Source organism: Enterobacter sp. CPE_E1241 (assembly GCF_045618265.1).
Lineage (GTDB): Bacteria > Pseudomonadota > Gammaproteobacteria > Enterobacterales > Enterobacteriaceae > Enterobacter > Enterobacter adelaidei.
The window spans coordinates 4,551,396-4,568,241 of sequence record NZ_JBIWYV010000001.1; the positions used below are offsets into that span (position 1 = coordinate 4,551,396).

Annotated in this window: 10 protein-coding genes; 2 read left to right on the plus strand and 8 right to left on the minus strand. The window is 55.1% G+C overall.

Annotated elements, in window-relative coordinates:
- Positions 1 to 5: 5 nt before the first annotated feature.
- Complete coding sequence (gene malQ, locus ACJ9Y9_RS22350; protein WP_028018036.1) at positions 6 to 2,087, minus strand: 4-alpha-glucanotransferase; 2,082 nt, start codon at positions 2,085 to 2,087, stop codon at positions 6 to 8.
- A 9-nt stretch (positions 2,088 to 2,096) separates the two neighbouring features.
- Positions 2,097 to 4,490, minus strand: a complete 2,394-nt coding sequence (gene malP / locus ACJ9Y9_RS22355; protein ID WP_028018037.1) for a maltodextrin phosphorylase — start codon at positions 4,488 to 4,490, stop codon at positions 2,097 to 2,099.
- A gap of 586 nt (positions 4,491 to 5,076) precedes the next feature.
- On the opposite strand from malP, the gene malT reads away from it, so the two are divergent.
- A complete protein-coding gene (gene malT / locus ACJ9Y9_RS22360; protein WP_028018038.1) occupies positions 5,077 to 7,782 on the plus strand; it encodes an HTH-type transcriptional regulator MalT in 2,706 nt (901 codons plus the stop codon).
- 82 nt (positions 7,783 to 7,864) lie between these two features.
- Here the strand turns inward: malT and ACJ9Y9_RS22365 are convergent, their stop codons facing one another.
- Genes ACJ9Y9_RS22365 through glpE form a run of 3 tightly spaced genes read right to left on the minus strand, consistent with a single transcriptional unit; the run spans position 7,865 to position 9,850 of the window.
- Positions 7,865 to 8,623: a DeoR/GlpR family transcriptional regulator gene (locus tag ACJ9Y9_RS22365; RefSeq protein ID WP_008503060.1), complete on the minus strand. Its 759-nt coding sequence runs from the start codon at positions 8,621 to 8,623 to the stop codon at positions 7,865 to 7,867.
- A gap of 16 nt (positions 8,624 to 8,639) precedes the next feature.
- The gene (gene glpG, locus ACJ9Y9_RS22370; protein ID WP_028018039.1) at positions 8,640 to 9,470 is read right to left on the minus strand and encodes a rhomboid family intramembrane serine protease GlpG; all 831 of its coding nucleotides are present in this window, start codon (positions 9,468 to 9,470) and stop codon (positions 8,640 to 8,642) included.
- Between the two features lie 47 nt (positions 9,471 to 9,517).
- Positions 9,518 to 9,850: a thiosulfate sulfurtransferase GlpE gene (glpE, locus tag ACJ9Y9_RS22375; protein ID WP_014885552.1), complete on the minus strand. Its 333-nt coding sequence runs from the start codon at positions 9,848 to 9,850 to the stop codon at positions 9,518 to 9,520.
- A 188-nt stretch (positions 9,851 to 10,038) separates the two neighbouring features.
- Here glpE and glpD point away from each other — a divergent pair, with 188 nt between their 5' ends.
- Positions 10,039 to 11,547, plus strand: coding sequence for a glycerol-3-phosphate dehydrogenase (gene glpD / locus ACJ9Y9_RS22380; protein ID WP_028018040.1), 1,509 nt, complete (start codon positions 10,039 to 10,041; stop codon positions 11,545 to 11,547).
- An 88-nt stretch (positions 11,548 to 11,635) separates the two neighbouring features.
- Here glpD and glgP read toward each other — a convergent pair whose 3' ends face one another.
- The 3 genes from glgP to glgC are packed head-to-tail and all read right to left on the minus strand — an operon-like array spanning position 11,636 to position 16,830.
- The gene (gene glgP, locus ACJ9Y9_RS22385) at positions 11,636 to 14,083 is read right to left on the minus strand and encodes a glycogen phosphorylase (protein ID WP_028018041.1); all 2,448 of its coding nucleotides are present in this window, start codon (positions 14,081 to 14,083) and stop codon (positions 11,636 to 11,638) included.
- A gap of 18 nt (positions 14,084 to 14,101) precedes the next feature.
- Positions 14,102 to 15,535: a glycogen synthase GlgA gene (gene glgA / locus ACJ9Y9_RS22390; RefSeq protein ID WP_028018042.1), complete on the minus strand. Its 1,434-nt coding sequence runs from the start codon at positions 15,533 to 15,535 to the stop codon at positions 14,102 to 14,104.
- Positions 15,535 to 16,830, minus strand: a complete 1,296-nt coding sequence (glgC, locus tag ACJ9Y9_RS22395) for a glucose-1-phosphate adenylyltransferase (protein WP_028018043.1) — start codon at positions 16,828 to 16,830, stop codon at positions 15,535 to 15,537. Before glgC ends, glgA begins: the two co-directional genes overlap by 1 nt.
- Between the last annotated feature and the right edge of the window lie 16 nt (positions 16,831 to 16,846).

A 16,846-nucleotide genomic window follows, 5' to 3' on the forward strand; every position in this document is an offset into this window, starting at 1 on the left:
CTTTTTTATTTCTTCTTCACTACTGCTCTTCTGCGCTTATCCAAATCCTTAATCAGCTTGTTCACCCCATCATCGGCAAACATCTTCTCAAGACTCACGGACAACTTGCGACGCCAGTTCTTGTACTGATAGCTGGTTCCCGGAATGTTCACCGGCCCGGCCATATCAATCCAGTCTTCCGGTTGCAGACCCAGCAGGGCACTGTTGCTGTCAGCAATATAGCGCTGCAAGCCACGGTTGAGCGTCGGGGTCATCGCCATCAGCGACGCCTTATGCCCGGCACGTTTCGGCAGACAGCCATGCTTATGCAAGGCATCCAGCAAGCCCTGTTTCGCCAGCTCGCGATCCTGATACAGACCGCGTAACACCTCTTCATCAGGATACAGCCCCAGCGTTTTGCCGAGCGTCAGATCACCGCTTTCCCAATAGCCACGCAGCGTAGGAAGATCATGCGTCGTCGCGACTGCCATTGACTGTTCAGGGTACGCTTTCGGCGCGCGGAAGGTTTTCTCATGGTCGTTTTCAAAATAGAGCACTTTATAGGAATACACACCGCTATCACGCAGTTTACTGACAATCTCCACTGGGACAGTACCCAGATCTTCACCGATCACCATGCACTGATGGCGCTTACTTTCCAGCGCCAGGATCGACAGCAGATCGTCAACCGGATACTGTACATACGCCCCGTGGTCCGCCGTTTCACCATATGGGATCCACCACAGACGCAGCACGGACATCACATGGTCGATACGCAGCGCCCCGCAGTTCTGCATGTTAGCGCGCAGCAGGTCGATAAACGGCTCGTAAGCACGCGCCGCCATCACGTGCGGATCCATCGGCGGTAAGCCCCAGTTCTGACCGAGCGGGCCAAGGATATCCGGTGGCGCCCCCACAGAGGCTTTCAGGCAGTAAAGTTCACGGTCACACCAGGTTTCCGCCCCGCCTTCAGCCACACCCACGGCCAGGTCACGATACAGGCCGATCGGCATCTTGTAGCCCTGGCTTACCTGCCAGCAGGCAGCAAACTGGCTGTACGCCAGCCACTGCAGCCACAGGTAGAAATCCACCTCGTCAGCATGCTTCTTACAGAACGCTTTCACTTCCGGGGTATCAACAGATTGATACGCTTGCGGCCATACCGGCCAGCCCCAGCGCATTTCATCCTCTTTCACCTGGTATGCGTGCAATGCGTCAAATGCCGCCTGCCAGTAAAGGCTTTCGCCCTCCTGGGTAACAAACTGACGAAAAGCCGCCATCTGCTCATCATCGCGCCGGGCAAAACCTTTCCACGCCAGGCGTAAAGCCGCCATCTTCAGCGAGGTAACCGTAGAGTAATCAACCCATTCCGCGTCACGAGCCTGTTTCAGCATCTGTTGGGTGGTCGGAAGTTTCCACCATGCCTGCGCTTCTTTGCTGTTTTTGAAGTCATCTAACGCGTTAACGTCGATATAGATGACGTTCAGCCAGCGACGGGACGACGGGCTATACGGGCTGGCGCTCTCCGGGTTGGCCGGATAGAGCGCGTGAATAGGGTTAAGACCAATAAATGCGCCGCCGCGCTCCCCCACCGATGCCAGCATTTTTTTCAGGTCGCCAAAATCGCCGATCCCCCAGTTGCTGTCGGAACGCAACGTGTAGAGCTGCACGCAGGCACCCCACAGCTTTTTACCTTCAAGCAACGCCTGCGGTTCATAGCAACGTTTTGGTGCCACAATCACCCGGCAAGGGTACCGCTGGTCGTCCTGGGTGAGCGTTAAGGTGTGATAGCCCTCCGGCAGTTTTGCCGGAAGGTTTAGCATTTTGCCGCCGGTGGCGTGGCCTTTGTGCTGATGCCCCTCTTCGGTGGTAAGCAGCCAGCTAAACTCGCCCTGCCCCTCCACCGCCAGAGGCATCTTTTTGCCTGCGGTGAATACCTTCACATTCGGCACTGGCGCAACCGACGCTTTCGCGTCGGTTTTTTGCATGGCATCCAGCAAACGTCTTTTGGTGTCGGCGCCAATAGACTGCGGTTTGCCGTGAGCATTAATGTAACTGAGGCTGATCCCCGCCGCCTGCGCGGCGCTGTCCAGACGTTTACTCTCCATCGCGCTTCCTTAGCGTTTTGCCTGCCAGATACGGGCCTGATAATCACGAATTGAGCGGTCAGAGCTGAACATACCGCAGCGGGCGGTATTCAGAATGCACGCCCGGGTCCAGGCTTCCTGGTCGCGATACAGAACATCAACCTGTTTTTGTGCGTCGACATAGGCTGTGAAGTCCGCCATCACCAGATACGGGTCACCGCCATGCTTGTCCATGCTGTGCAGCATCTGGTCAAACGCGTGCTTGTCGCCGTCGCTGTATTTACCGCTTTCCAGCTCTTTCAGCACCGCATCGAGCACTTTATCTTTCTTACGCCATTTCACCGGGTCGTAGCCCTTGGCCTTGATGGCTTTCACTTCTTCCACGGTATGACCGAAGATAAAGATATTCTCTTCACCCACTTTCTCGGCGATTTCGACGTTTGCACCGTCCAGTGTGCCAACCGTCAGCGCGCCGTTGAGCGCCAGCTTCATGTTGCCGGTACCGGATGCTTCTTTACCTGCCGTAGAAATCTGCTCGGAGATATCTGCCGCCGGGATCAGCATTTCAGCCGCCGAGACACAGTAATCCGGCAGGAACACCACTTTCAGCTTGTCGCCGACTTTCGGATCGTTGTTGATGGCTTCAGCAACTTTGTTGATTGCCAGAATGATGTTTTTCGCCAGGTAGTAGCCCGGCGCCGCTTTCGCACCGAACAGGAACACGCGTGGAACGCGATCGGCTTTCGGATTCTCGCGGATCTCTTTGTACAGCGCCAGAATGTGCAGCAGGTTCAGGTGCTGACGTTTGTACTCATGCAGGCGTTTGATCTGAATATCGAAAATGGCATTCGGGTTGATCTCAATTCCGGTACGCGCTTTGACAAACGCTGCCAGGCGAACTTTGTTTTCCCGCTTGATCGCACGGTACTGCTCGCGGAATTTCGCGTCGTCGGCGTATTTTTCCAGGTTGATGAGCTGGTCCAGATCGTTGGCCCACTCTTTTTTCAGGGTTTTGTCCAGCAGCCCTGCCAGCAGTGGGTTGCACTGCTTGATCCAGCGACGCGGCGTGATGCCGTTGGTCACGTTGTGGAATTTAGTCGGCCACAGCTGGTGATATTCCGGGAACAGATCTTTTACCACCAGATCCGAGTGCAGCGCTGCCACACCGTTTACGGCAAAGCCGCTCACCACGCACATGTTCGCCATGCGCACCTGTTTGTCATGAACCACTGCCAGCTTCGCCCAGACTTCTTTGTCGCCAGGCCAGGTCTTTTTCACCAGCACTTTAAAGTTGTCGTTAATCTTGTTGATGATCTGCATATGACGCGGCAGCAGTGTTTTCACCAGCTTCTCGTCCCAGCACTCCAGCGCTTCTGGCATCAGGGTGTGGTTGGTGTAAGCGAATGTGCGGCTGGTGATGGCCCATGCGTCATCCCAGCTCAGCTGATGCTCGTCGATCAGCACGCGCAGCAGTTCAGGGATTGCGATCGTCGGGTGTGTGTCGTTGAGCTGAATCACTTCGAAATCAGGCAGCTGCGCCAGCTTGCGGCCCGCCAGATGATGACGACGCAGGATATCCGCCACGGAACAGGCACACTGGAAGTACTGCTGCATCAGACGCAGTTTTTTACCCGCCAGGTGGTTGTCGTTCGGGTAGAGGACTTTTGTCAGTTTTTCGGCGTCGATGCCTTGCTGTTCAGCACGCAGGAAATCGCCATCGTTGAATTTGGTCAGGTTGAACGGATGCGCGTGCTTCGCCTGCCACAGACGCAGAGGCTGCGCCACGCCGTTACGGTAACCCAGCACCGGCAGATCCCAGGCTTCGCCAGTAATGGTGAATGCCGGTTCCCAGAGACCCTCCTTCGTGACTTTCCCACCAATCCCGACCTGCACATCCAGTTGCGCGTTATGGCGGAACCACGGGTAAGTATTGCGGTGCCAGTCGTCCGGCGCTTCCATCTGATGACCATCGGCAAATGACTGACGGAACAGGCCGTACTGGTAGTTGAGACCATAGCCAATTGCTGACTGGCCGACGGTTGCCATGGAGTCAAGGAAGCAGGCAGCCAGACGCCCCAGCCCACCGTTACCCAGCGCGGGGTCAATCTCTTCTTCAAGCAGGTCGGTCAGATTAATGTCATGCTCTTTGAGCACATCACCAACGTCCTGATACCAGCCAAGGTTCAGCAGGTTGTTGCCCGTCAGACGGCCAATCAGGAATTCCATCGAGATGTAGTTCACGTGTCGCTGGTTTTTCACCGGCTTTGCCAAAGGCTGAGCATCCAGCTGTTCCGCGAGCGCACCACTCACCGCCTGCCACCACTGGTGAGGCGTCATTTCGTTTGCCGCATGAAGGCCAAAACGCTGCCACTGACGCGTCAGGGCAGCCTGGAATTGAGCTTTGTTGAAGGTAGGCTGTGACATAGGGGATCGGCATCCTTTAGAAAGAAAACACAAGTTGGCGCTAGTGTGCCTGGCTCATTTCACCTCTTCCTCCTCCTGTGGGGGATTAGACAGGGAGGAGTAGCGGGGATGAGCATAAAAATGTGATCGAGGCCACTCTCAGAGCATAGTTCGAGTGTGCCCTGAAGATAAAAAAGTAACCGGGGAGAATGTCAAAGAAATGAAATGCAGTTTCGGGGGTTAATTAAACCCCTCTAAAATGATTACTTACGTAGAATAATATTTCTGCAATCGGGTAATAACTAAGGAGATTGTTAATCACTTATAATTTTACCCGAACTTTATTACATTTGACGTCACTATCCCTTTCTGAAACCAGTTTCAGCGCAGCCGTACCAGAACCATACAAGCCAGCATTGACGCGGTGTTAAAGCCCATTCCAGAAAGTTCCGTCATCTGTCTGAATGTTTTGTGACAGAGTGCAAATTCAGAGCCACCAAATCCAGACATAACTTGCAATAGTTCTCTTTCTGGCCGACCTTATATCGTATTAATTACGAAGCGCAAAAAAATAAAATCTCTCGTTCCCCACAGTGAAGTGAAACCTATGTTGATTCCGTCTAAATTAAGTCGCCCGGTTCGCCTTGACCATACAGTGGTCCGCGAGCGCCTGTTGGCTAAACTTTCCGGCGCGCATAATTTCCGACTGGCGCTGGTTACGAGCCCTGCAGGCTATGGAAAAACAACGCTCATTTCGCAATGGGCCGCAGGTAAGAGCGATCTTGGCTGGTACTCCCTTGATGAGGGCGATAACCAGCAAGAGCGTTTTGCCAGCTATTTGATTGCCGCTATTCAACAGGCCACCAATGGACACTGCGTCGCCAGTGAAGTGATGGTGCAAAAGCGCCAGTACGCCAGCCTGTCCTCCCTTTTCTCTCAGCTATTTATTGAACTGGCCGAATGGCATCGCCCGCTGTATGTGGTGATTGATGATTACCATCTCATCACTAACCCGGTAATTCATGAGTCGATGCGTTTCTTCCTGCGCCATCAACCGGAAAACCTGACCCTGGTGGTACTGTCACGCAACCTGCCGCAGTTGGGTATTGCCAACCTGCGCGTGCGCGATCAACTTCTGGAAGTGGGCAGCCAGCAGCTGGCTTTTACTCATCAGGAAGCGAAACAGTTCTTTGACTGCCGTCTGACCTCCCCCATTGAGGCATCAGAAAGCAGCCGGATGTGTGACGATGTCGCAGGCTGGGCCACTGCACTGCAGTTAATTGCCCTCTCTGCCCGGCAAAACAACAGCCCGGCGCATCAGTCAGCGCGTCGACTGGCAGGGATCAATGCCAGCCATCTTTCTGATTATCTTGTGGATGAGGTGCTGGACAGCGTCGATCCGTCTACCCGTAACTTCCTGCTGAAAAGCTCCCTGCTGCGTTCCATGAACGACGCGCTGATTGTGCGCGTGACGGGCTGCGAAAACGGCCAGCTACAGCTTGAAGAAATTGAACGTCAGGGCCTGTTCCTGACGCGTATGGACGATCCCGGCGAATGGTTCAGCTACCATCCGCTGTTTGGCAGTTTCCTGCGCCAGCGTTGCCAGTGGGAGCTTGCGGTTGAACTGCCGGAAATTCATCGCGCTGCCGCCGAAAGCTGGATGGCACAAGGCTTCCCGAGCGAGGCGATCCATCATGCGCTGGCCGCAGGTGATGCCAACATGCTGCGTGATATTCTCCTCAACCATGCGTGGGGCTTGTTCAACCACAGCGAGCTGACGTTGCTTGAAGAGTCCCTCAAAGCGCTGCCGTGGGAAAGTCTGCTGGAGAACCCGCGTCTGGTGTTGCTGCAGGCCTGGCTGATGCAGAGCCAACATCGCTATAGCGAAGTGAATACCCTGCTGGCACGTGCGGAGCAGGAGATGGAAAGCAACATGGACACGCCCCTGCACGGTGAATTTAACGCCCTGCGGGCCCAGGTGGCGATTAACGACGGCGACCCGGATGAAGCCGAACGCCTGGCGATGGTCGCACTGGATGAACTGCCGCTGGCCAACTTCTACAGCCGGATCGTTGCCACGTCGGTACACGGTGAAGTGCTGCACTGCAAAGGCGAGCTGACGCGCTCCCTTTCGCTGATGCAGCAAACGGAACAAATGGCACGGCGCCATGATGTCTGGCACTACGCGTTGTGGAGCCTGATCCAGCAAAGCGAAATTCTGTTCGCTCAGGGGTTCCTGCAGGCTGCCTGGGAAAATCAGGAAAAAGCCTTCCAGCTGATTCGGGAACAGCATCTGGAACAGTTGCCGATGCACGAGTTCCTGTTGCGTATTCGCGCTCAGCTCCTGTGGGCATGGTCACGGCTGGATGAAGCTGAAAGTTGCGCCCGCCAGGGTGTGGACGTGCTTTCTGGCTTCCAGCCGCAGCAACAGTTGCAGTGTCTGGCGCTGCTGGTGCAGTGTTCGCTGGCGCGTGGCGATCTCGATAACGCCCGTAATCATCTTAACCGTCTCGAAAACCTGCTGGGCAACGGTCAGTATCATAGCGACTGGGTATCGAACGCCGATAAGGTTCGGGTGATTTACTGGCAAATGACAGGCGATAAAAAATCCGCCGCCAACTGGCTGCGTCAGACGCCAAAACCGGAATTTGCTAACAACCACTTCCTGCAGAGCCAGTGGCGCAACATTGCCCGCGCGCAGATCCTGCTCGGTGAATTAGAGCCCGCGGAGATTGTGCTGGAAGAGCTGAACGAGAACGCGCGCGGCCTGCGTCTGATGAGCGATCTGAACCGCAACCTGCTGCTGCTGAACCAGCTCTACTGGCAGGCGGGTCGTAAAAATGATGCTCAGCGTGTACTGCTGGAAGCGCTGCAACTCGCGAACCGCACCGGGTTTATCAGCCACTTTGTGATTGAAGGTGAAGTGATGGCGCAGCAGCTGCGTCAGTTGATTCAGCTTAATACGCTGCCGGAACTCGATCAGCATCGCGCTCAACGTATACTGCGTGAAATCAACCAGCACCATCGCCATAAGTTTGCGCATTTCGATGAGAACTTTGTCGAACGTCTGTTGAACCACCCGGAAGTACCGGAGCTTATCCGCACCAGCCCGCTCACTCAACGTGAATGGCAGGTACTGGGGCTGATCTACTCCGGCTACAGCAATGAACAAATTGCGGGTGAACTGGCGGTTGCTGCGACCACCATCAAAACGCATATCCGCAACCTGTATCAAAAGCTGGGCGTGGCGCACCGTCAGGATGCGGTGCAGCATGCGCAGCGATTGTTGAAGATGATGGGGTACGGAGTGTAATTCATTGCCCGGCGGCGCTACGCTTGCACGGGCCTACGGAGTTTTGTAGGTCGGGTAAGCGCAGCGCCACCCGACACAATTCCTAGCACAATTCCAGCTGCAAATTATTATCTTTAATCACCTGCATCACGCCCGCCGGCGGCATCACGTCGGTATAGACCGCATCCACCATGCTGATGCTGCCCATGTTTACCATCGCATTACGGCCAAACTTCGAATGGTCTACCACCAGCATCACATGACGTGAGTTTTCAATAATCGCGCGCTTGGTACGCACCTCGTGATAATCAAACTCCAGCAGCGAGCCGTCGCTGTCGATGCCGCTGATCCCGAGAATGCCAAAATCGAGGCGGAACTGAGAGATAAAGTCGAGGGTCGCTTCGCCGATAATCCCGCCGTCGCGGCTTCGCAGTTCGCCGCCCGCGAGAATAATGCGGAAATCGTCTTTCTGCATCAGGGTGTTGGCGACGTTCAGGTTGTTGGTGACCACGCGCAGGTTCTCGTGATCCAGCAGCGCATGGGCGACCGCTTCCGGCGTGGTGCCGATATCAATAAACAGCGTCGCCCCGTTAGGGATCTGGCTGGCGACCTTACGGGCAATGCGTTCTTTCTCTGCCGTCTGCGTGGCTTTACGATCGTGCCAGGAGGTGTTGACCGAGCTGGACGGCAGCGCCGCCCCGCCGTGGTGGCGCAGAATACGGTTCTGATCGGCCAGATCGTTCAGGTCACGACGGATGGTTTGCGGGCTGACGGCAAACTGCTCAACCAGCTCTTCAGTACTGACGTATCCCTGTTTTTTTACCAGTTCGATAATGGCGTCATGACGTTGTGTTTGTTTCATCAATTATCCCTGAGAATTATGTTCGTTTTCGCGCATGGAGCGTATCGGCAAAGGCCATTGCCAACCCGACAACCAGGCCAGTGACGTGTGCACCATTGGCGATAGACATACCAAACAGATCAAACCATCCGGCAATTAGCCATATTAACGCAAAGGTTATGAGTCCGCGTTGCAAATAGATGCCGCTTTCCGGGTCGCGTTCCCCGCGAAGCCAGACGTAGCCCATCAGGGCGTATACCACGCCAGACAGCCCACCGAACCACGGACCGCTGAATTTATGCTGCACATAGCCGCTCAGCAGGGCGCTAATAATGGTGATAACGATCAGCTTGCCGCTGCCGAGCCGCTTCTCAACGATACCGCCGAGATACCACCACCACAGCAGGTTAAAGAGGATGTGCATCACCGAGAAGTGCATCAGCGCGTGGGTAAAGTAGCGCCAGACATCAAACTCCAGAGAGGGGTCGTACGGCCACGCCAGAGCGATCATCACGCTCTGGTCACCCACCACGTTCATAATGATAAAGACGACAATACAGGCCGCCATCAGCAGTAGCGTAAACGGCCCTGCACGTTCACGCACGGTGGCAAAGAAAGGAAAACGACGATAATGCAATCCACTGCCCGTCTGGCCAGATTGCCAGCTGGCAGCCAGATAGCGCGGGTCGCCGGGGTTCTCAAGAAAACGCGCCAGCTCCTCGTTTACCCGCCCTGCCTGGCTCTCGTCGGCCAGCCAGACATCGGTCTGAGTATGTTGCTGGATGGTCAGAATAACACCCTGCGTCGCCATGTAGTCGACAAACGCCTGGGCGACACGCGGGTTGGTAAAAGAGGTGATCATCAACATGGGTAGCGGTCGCTTATTTCCACACAAAAGGGGACAGTATAGCGGGATCAGCGCTCAAACGCGTACTCAACTTCTGCCGGGAAATGGCGATGCCAGGCATCGAATCCGCCGTCGACGCTGTATACCGCATCATAACCCTGCTGAAGCAGGTACTGCGCCGCACCTTTACTGCTGTTGCCGTGGTAGCACATGACCATCACCGGTGTGTCGAAGTCGTTATCGCGCATAAACGCGCCCAGCGTGTCGTTGGTAAGGTGGAACGCGCCCGGCGTGTGGCCCATCGCAAAACTCTGCGGATCGCGGATGTCCACCAGCACCGCCGTTCCCTGGTGCATTTTCTGATGGGCTTCTTCTACGTTAATACATTCAAACTGATCCATGGTGTTCTCTTTACATTGGTCAACGGCACTATTTTACCCCGTAGTGTACGTCCTGGCGGCAGGTAAACGCCATTATGTTATCCATATCACTCTAAATTGTTTTTTTGATGTTACCAAAAGCGCGTTCCTTTGCTATTATGAGCGATATCGAACATTTTTGAGCTTTAACGAAAGTGCATGAGGGTGTTATGGAAACCAAAGATCTGATTGTGATAGGCGGTGGCATCAACGGTGCCGGTATTGCGGTCGATGCCGCAGGACGCGGATTATCCGTACTGATGCTGGAAGCTAACGATCTCGCCTGCGCGACGTCGTCCGCCAGCTCCAAACTGATTCACGGTGGCCTGCGCTACCTGGAACACTACGAATTCCGCCTGGTCAGCGAAGCGCTGGCTGAACGTGAAGTATTGTTGAAAATGGCACCGCATCTGGCGATTCCGATGCGTTTCCGTCTGCCCCATCGCCCGCATCTGCGTCCGGCCTGGATGATCCGAATCGGTCTGTTTATGTACGATCACCTGGGTAAACGCACCAGTCTGCCGGGTTCGAACGGTTTGCGTTTTGGTTCAGAATCGGTCCTTAAACCTGAAATCGTGCGCGGATTCGAATATTCCGATTGCTGGGTAGACGATGCACGTCTGGTTCTGGCGAACGCACAGATGGTGGTGAAGAAAGGCGGCGAGGTGAAAACCCGCACCCGCGCGACCTCTGCTCGTCGTGAAAACGGTCTGTGGATTGTCGACGCGGAAGACATCGATACCGGCGAGAAATTCAGCTGGAAAGCACGCGGCCTCGTCAACGCCACCGGTCCGTGGGTGAAACAGTTCTTTGACGAAGGCATGCACCTGCCTTCGCCGTACGGTATTCGCCTGATCAAAGGCAGCCATATTGTGGTGCCGCGCGTACATACTCAGAAGCAGGCTTATATTCTGCAGAACGAAGATAAGCGCATCGTGTTTGTGATCCCGTGGATGGACGAGTTTTCCATCATCGGTACTACCGACGTGGAGTACAAAGGCGATCCGAAAAACGTTGAGATCGACGAGAGCGAGGTCAACTACCTGCTGAAAGTGTATAACGCGCACTTTAAGAAACAGCTGTCTCGTAATGATGTGGTCTGGACTTACTCCGGCGTGCGTCCGCTGTGCGATGACGAATCGGATTCACCGCAGGCCATCACACGCGACTATACGCTTGATATTCACGACGTAGATGGGCAGGCACCGCTGCTGTCGGTGTTTGGCGGCAAACTCACCACTTATCGTAAGCTGGCCGAGCACGCGCTGGAAAAACTGGTGCCGTATTATAAAGGCATTGGCCCGGCATGGACCAAAGGTGCCGTGCTGCCTGGCGGAGATATAGGGGATAACCGCGATGATTATGCCGCGAAGCTGCGTCGCCGCTATCCGTTCATCACCGAAGGGATGGCACGCCATTATGCCCGTACTTACGGTAGCAACACGGAGTGGATCCTGGGTGAAGCCAAAGAGATTGCCGATCTGGGCGAACATTTCGGCCATGAACTGTACGAAGCCGAGTTGCGTTATCTGGTTGAACACGAATGGGTGCGCCGCCTGGATGACGCCATCTGGCGTCGTACTAAAGAAGGGATGTGGCTGGATGCCGAGCAACAGTCTCGCGTGGCGCAGTGGTTACTGCAAAATGCGGGGAAGCGTGAGCTGTCGCTGGCGTCTTGATGTGAAAAAATGCCCGGTGGCGCTACGCTTACCGGGCCTACGGGATCAAGTAGGCCGGGTAAGGCGAAGCCGCCACCCGGCTTTGTTTTTACAACCTCACCGGATCAATATGCCAGATCGTCTCGGCATACTCTTTGATGGTCCTGTCTGACGAGAAATACCCCATATTGGCGATGTTGTGCATCGCGGCAATGGTCCATTTCTCCTGCTGCCGGTACAGTTCGTCCACTTTATCCTGACAATCCACGTAGCTGCGATAATCCGCCAGCACCTGATAGTGATCGCCAAAGTTAATCAGCGAATCCACCAGGTCACGATAGCGGCCTGGCTCGTCAGGGCTAAACACGCCGGTGGCGATTTGCGTCAATACCTGGCGTAGCTCTTCATCCTCTTCGTAATATTTACGCGGCGAGTAACCCTGCTTACGCAGCGCTTCGACCTCTTCCGTTGTGTTACCGAAGATAAAGATGTTATCTGCACCGACATGCTCCAGCATCTCGACATTCGCCCCGTCCAGCGTACCAATGGTCAGCGCGCCGTTAAGGGCAAACTTCATGTTACTGGTACCGGACGCTTCGGTACCTGCCGTGGAAATCTGCTCAGAGAGATCCGCCGCCGGGATGATCAGCTGCGCCAGACTGACGCTGTAGTTCGGGATGAACACCACCTTCAGCTTATCGCCAATTTCCGGATCCAGGTTGACTACCTTCGCCACATCATTGATGAGGTGAATGATATGCTTGGCCATGTAGTAGGCGGAAGCCGCCTTGCCGGCAAAGATCTTCACCCGTGGCACCCACTCAGACGTAGGGTCGGCCTTGATGCGGTTGTAATGGGTGATCACATGCAGCACGTTCATGAGCTGACGTTTGTACTCATGGATGCGCTTGATCTGCACATCGAACAGCGCTTTCGGGTTGGCGACTACGTTCAGGTGTAGTGCAAGATATACTGACAAACGCTTTTTGTTCAGCAGCTTGGCTTCACGCACGGCTTTGTTGACCGTCGGGAAATCAATGTGCTGTTCCAGCTCGCTCAGTTGGCTCAAATCGGTACGCCAGGTGCGACCGATATTCTCATCCAGCACCTCAGAGAGCGGCTGATTGGCCAGCGCCAGCCAGCGTCGTGGCGTCACGCCGTTGGTCACATTGCAAAAACGTGTCGGGAAGATCTTCGCGAAGTCAGCAAACAGCGACTGCACCATCAGGTTTGAGTGCAACTCGGACACTCCGTTAACCTTGTGGCTGATCACCACCGCCAGCCAGGCCATGCGCACACGGCGGCCGTTCGACTCATCAATGATCGACGTACGACTCAGCAGGCCGGTATCGTTCGGGTACTGCTCCTGCAACGTCTTAAGGAAGTAATCGTTAATCTCAAAGATGATCTGCAGATGGCGCGGCAGGATTTTGCCGAGCATATCCACCGGCCAGGTTTCCAGCGCTTCGCTCATCAGCGTGTGGTTGGTGTATGAGAACACCTGACAGGTCACTTCAAACGCATCATCCCAGCTGAACTTATGTTCGTCGATCAGCAGGCGCATCAGTTCTGGAATGGAGAGCACCGGGTGGGTGTCGTTGAGGTGAATCGCGGTTTTCTCCGCCAGGTTGGCGTAGGTTTTGTGCAGCTGGTAGTGACGGCTCAGGATATCCTGAATCGTCGAGGACACCAGGAAATACTCCTGGCGCAGACGCAGCTCACGCCCGGAGTAGGTTGAGTCATCCGGGTAAAGGACACGGGACACGTTCTCGGAGTGGTTTTTATCTTCCACCGCCGCGAAGTAGTCACCCTGGTTGAATTTACCGAGGTTAATTTCGCTACTGGCCTGGGCGCTCCACAGGCGCAGCGTGTTGGTTGCGTCAGTGTCGTAGCCCGGGATGATCTGGTCATACGCCACGGCCAGGATCTCTTCGGTTTCCACCCAGCGGGATTTTTTCCCTTCCTGTTGGATACGTCCACCGAAGCGCACTTTGTATCGCGTGTTATGGCGTTTGAACTCCCAGGGGTTGCCATACTCCAGCCAGTAGTCCGGCGACTCTTTCTGACGTCCGTCGACGATGTTCTGTTTGAACATGCCGTAGTCATAGCGAATGCCGTAACCACGACCCGGCAACGCCAGCGTCGCCAGCGAATCCAGGAAGCAGGCTGCAAGGCGTCCCAGACCACCGTTACCGAGACCCGGGTCATTCTCTTCGTCAATCAGTTCTTCTAAATCTAACCCCATCTCTTCCAGGGCGTTTTTGACGTCGTCATAAATACCGAGCGACAACAGCGCATTGGAAAGTGTGCGGCCAATCAAAAATTCCATCGACAGGTAATAAACCTGGCGCGTTTCCTGTGAGAGCTGGGCACGGTTGGAGCGCAGCCAGCGTTCAACTAAACGGTCACGCACGGCAAACAGGGTGGCGTTCAGCCACTCGTGTTTGTTCGCGATGACCGGATCTTTCCCGATGGTAAACATCAGCTTGTAGGCGATAGAGTGCTTTAACGCCTCAACGCTGAGTGTGGGTGAAGAGTAGCTAAAAGGTGCATTCATATCAGTGACTCCGCCTTGTTACATCAAGCGTTGATAAAGATCGCGGTATGACTGCGCCGCAACGTGCCAGCTAAAGTCCATGCTCATCGCCTGGCGCTGAACATAACGCCACAAGGAAGGCCGGGACCATAAAACGAAAGCACGCCGAATCGCCCGTAACAACGACCAGGCATTACTGTCTTCAAACACAAACCCGCTGGCGATACCGTCCGCCAGGTTTTCCAGAGAGCTGTCGGAAACCGTGTCAGCCAGCCCACCCGTGCGACGCACCAGCGGTAACGTGCCGTATTTCAGGCCGTAGAGTTGCGTCAGGCCGCAGGGTTCGAAACGGCTTGGCACCAGGATGACGTCCGCGCCGCCCATAATGCGGTGCGAAAACGCCTCGTGATAGCCAATCTGCACCCCAACCTGACCGGGATGTTCCGCCGCCGCAGCCAGAAAACCTTCCTGCAATACCGGGTCGCCCGCGCCGAGCAGAGCCAGTTGCCCTCCCTGCTCCAGTAGTCCGGGCAAAGCTTCCAGCACCAGATCCAGCCCTTTCTGGCTGGTCAGACGGCTGACCACGGCGAACAACGGTACTTTGTCGTTCACCTTCAGGCCCATGGCAATTTGCAGCTGGCGCTTGTTTTCGGCTTTGTCCTCGACCGAATCACGGCCATAGCGCGACGCCAGCAGGAGATCGGTTTCCGGGCTCCAGATCTTTTCATCCACACCGTTCAAAATACCCGACAGGCGCCCTTCACGATGCCGCTGTCGCAGTAGCCCTTCCAGGCCATAACCAAACTCCGGCTGGGTGATTTCCCGGGCGTAAGTCGGGCTCACGGCGGTAATATGATCGGCATAGTAAAGCCCGGCTTTCAGGAACGAGATCTGCCCGTTAAACTCCAGCCCGTGCATGTTATAGAACGACAGTGGCAGATCAATTTCATGCATGTGATGGGCATAGTACATCCCCTGATATGCCAGGTTATGCACGGTAAAGACTGACCTTGCCGGGTGGCCGCGCGCGGCCAGATACGCCGGGGCAAGCCCGGCGTGCCAGTCGTGCGCGTGCACCACATCCGGACGCCAGAACGGATCCAGCCCCGTCGCCATTTCTGCACCGACCCAGCCGAGCAACGCAAAGCGCAGCACGTTGTCCGGGTAAGCAAACAGGTTGGTGTCGTGATACGGACTCCCGGGCCTGTCGTATAAGTGCGGCGCGTCAATCAGGTAGATCCCAACGCCGTTGTAATGTCCAAACAGCAGGGTGATGCGCCCGGCAAAAGTCTCACGACGCGTCACCACTTTTGCATCAGGAATACCACGCCGGATATCCGGAAATGCGGGCAGCAGGACTCGGGTATCCACCCCTCCGGCGATTTGCGCCGCCGGTAATGCACCAAGAACATCCGCCAGGCCGCCCGTTTTTAACAATGGAAACATCTCAGAACATACGTGTAAAACCTGCATCATCGCTCCTGTTTGATCTGCAGCTTCCGCAACATTTCCCGTGTTACTAACACGATTCCCTCTTCCGAACGGTAGAAGCGACGCGCGTCTTCTTCCGCATTTTCACCAATGACCATCCCCTCAGGAATGACACAGGCGCGGTCGATAACGCAACGACGCAGGCGACACGAACGTCCTACCCAGACATCCGGCAATAAGACTGCCGAATCAATATTACAGAATGAATTTATCCGCACGCGGGGGAACAGCACTGACTGCACCACCACCGACCCTGAAATAATGCATCCGCCAGAAACCAGCGAGTTCAGTGTCATACCGTGGCTACCCGAACGGTCCTGAACGAATTTGGCTGGCGGCAGCGATTCCATATGAGTACGAATCGGCCAGTTCTGATCGTACATATCCAGCTCAGGGGTCACCGAAGCCAGGTCGAGGTTCGCCTTCCAGTACGCCTCCAGCGTTCCCACATCGCGCCAGTAAGGTTCCGCATTTGGGTCGGATTGCACGCAGGACAACGGGAAGGGATGTGCATACGCCATGCCAGCTTGCGTAATTTTCGGGATGATATCTTTGCCAAAGTCATGGCTGGAGTTTTCGTCTTTGTCGTCTTCTTCGAGCAGTGCATAAAGGTAATCTGCATCAAAGACATAGATCCCCATACTGGCGAGTGACTTCGTATCATCTCCCGGCATGGTCGGTGGGTTTGCAGGTTTTTCGACGAAGTCGATAATTTTGTCGTCCGCATCCACGTGCATTACGCCAAACGCCGTCGCTTCAGCAACGGGCACCGGCAGACACGCCACGGTGCAACGCGCCCCTTTTTCGACATGGTCGATGAGCATGTGGGAGTAGTCTTGCTTGTAAATATGATCCCCGGCGAGGATCACGATGTATTCCGCGTTATAACGACGAATGATATCGAGGTTTTGCGTCACCGCATCCGCCGTGCCCCGGTACCAGTTTTCGCCGTGAACGCGCTGCTGGGCCGGAAGAAGATCGACAAACTCATTCATCTCTTCGCTGAAGAAGGACCAGCCGCGCTGGATATGCTGCACCAGCGTGTGTGATTGATACTGCGTAATGACGCCAATGCGGCGGATGCCAGAGTTGAGGCAATTGGAGAGTGCGAAATCAATGATACGGAACTTACCACCAAAGTGAACAGCCGGCTTGGCGCGTTTGATGGTCAAATCTTTCAGACGGGTACCACGCCCACCAGCGAGTATCAGGGCAACCGTTTTTAATGGTAGCTGGCGTGCCAACATTAAGGGATCGTTCTTCTCTAATCTAACCATGACTAACTCCTTTTTT

Bases quoted from the DNA above. Each gene is read 5' to 3' on its own strand.
- malQ (WP_028018036.1), bottom strand. From the start codon at position 2,087: ATGGAGAGTAAACGTCTGGACAGCGCCGCGCAGGCGGCGGGGATCAGC.
- malP (WP_028018037.1), bottom strand. From the start codon at position 4,490: ATGTCACAGCCTACCTTCAACAAAGCTCAATTCCAGGCTGCCCTGACG.
- malT (WP_028018038.1), top strand. From the start codon at position 5,077: ATGTTGATTCCGTCTAAATTAAGTCGCCCGGTTCGCCTTGACCATACA.
- ACJ9Y9_RS22365 (WP_008503060.1), bottom strand. From the start codon at position 8,623: ATGAAACAAACACAACGTCATGACGCCATTATCGAACTGGTAAAAAAA.
- glpG (WP_028018039.1), bottom strand. From the start codon at position 9,470: ATGTTGATGATCACCTCTTTTACCAACCCGCGTGTCGCCCAGGCGTTT.
- glpE (WP_014885552.1), bottom strand. From the start codon at position 9,850: ATGGATCAGTTTGAATGTATTAACGTAGAAGAAGCCCATCAGAAAATG.
- glpD (WP_028018040.1), top strand. From the start codon at position 10,039: ATGGAAACCAAAGATCTGATTGTGATAGGCGGTGGCATCAACGGTGCC.
- glgP (WP_028018041.1), bottom strand. From the start codon at position 14,083: ATGAATGCACCTTTTAGCTACTCTTCACCCACACTCAGCGTTGAGGCG.
- glgA (WP_028018042.1), bottom strand. From the start codon at position 15,535: ATGCAGGTTTTACACGTATGTTCTGAGATGTTTCCATTGTTAAAAACG.
- glgC (WP_028018043.1), bottom strand. From the start codon at position 16,830: ATGGTTAGATTAGAGAAGAACGATCCCTTAATGTTGGCACGCCAGCTA.